At 58.7% G+C, this 680-nt stretch carries 1 pseudogene; it reads right to left on the bottom strand.

What is annotated here, in order from left to right:
* A pseudogene (locus AACY08_RS27820) lies at nt 1-680 on the bottom strand (type IV secretion protein Rhs); the annotation flags it as partial.

Raw genomic sequence — 680 nt, 5'->3', positions numbered from 1 at the left:
TCGAGGAGGCGGGTGAGGTTGCCGGATTTGTCGTAGTCGTAGTGGCGGCGGTAAACAGTGCCTTCGGCATCGGCGATGCCTTGGTTGAACAGGCGCCCTTGGTCGTCGTGTTGGTAACTGCTGAGCAGTTTTCCTTGGGCACGTTGCTGCTCGCGGCCGGCGCTGAATAGGTGTGAGGTCAGTACCGCACCATTCAGTTCAACTGTGGAAAGGTGTCCGCCTTTATCGTGGTTGAAAACAACCCGATTGTTGTCCGGCAAACGCAGGTTTTTAAGGTGGCCGCAGGCGTCGTAGCCATAACGCAAGGTGCCCCAGCCCTGATGTTCGGCGGTCAGGCGGTTTTGCGGATCGTATTCGTAGGCCAAGGCCCAGTGGCCGTCGTCAACGCTTAGGAGATTGCCTTGGCGGTCGTAGGCGTAATCGACGATGTTGCCGTCGGGCAGGGTTTTTCTGACGAGGCGTCCGGCATGGTCGCGCTCGTAGCGAGTGACTAGCTGACTGCCATCGTCGCCATATTCGGTCTTTTCTTGCAGGTTGCCGTTGAGGTCGTAGGCGTAGGCCGTGCGCTGGCCGTCAAACCCGGTTTCCTGTTGGATCAGGCCGTTGCTGTGGTACTGGAGCCGGTAGGTTTCGCCGACTTCGTTTTCGATCTCGGTCAGCAGTAGCCGGGCGTTGTCGTA

The sequence above is a fragment of the Pseudomonas sp. EL_65y_Pfl1_R83 genome (genome assembly GCF_963970695.1).
Taxonomy (GTDB): domain Bacteria; phylum Pseudomonadota; class Gammaproteobacteria; order Pseudomonadales; family Pseudomonadaceae; genus Aquipseudomonas; species Aquipseudomonas tritici.
Note: the sequence above shows the minus strand (reverse complement) of the source record. Positions and strands in the feature narration are given on the sequence as shown.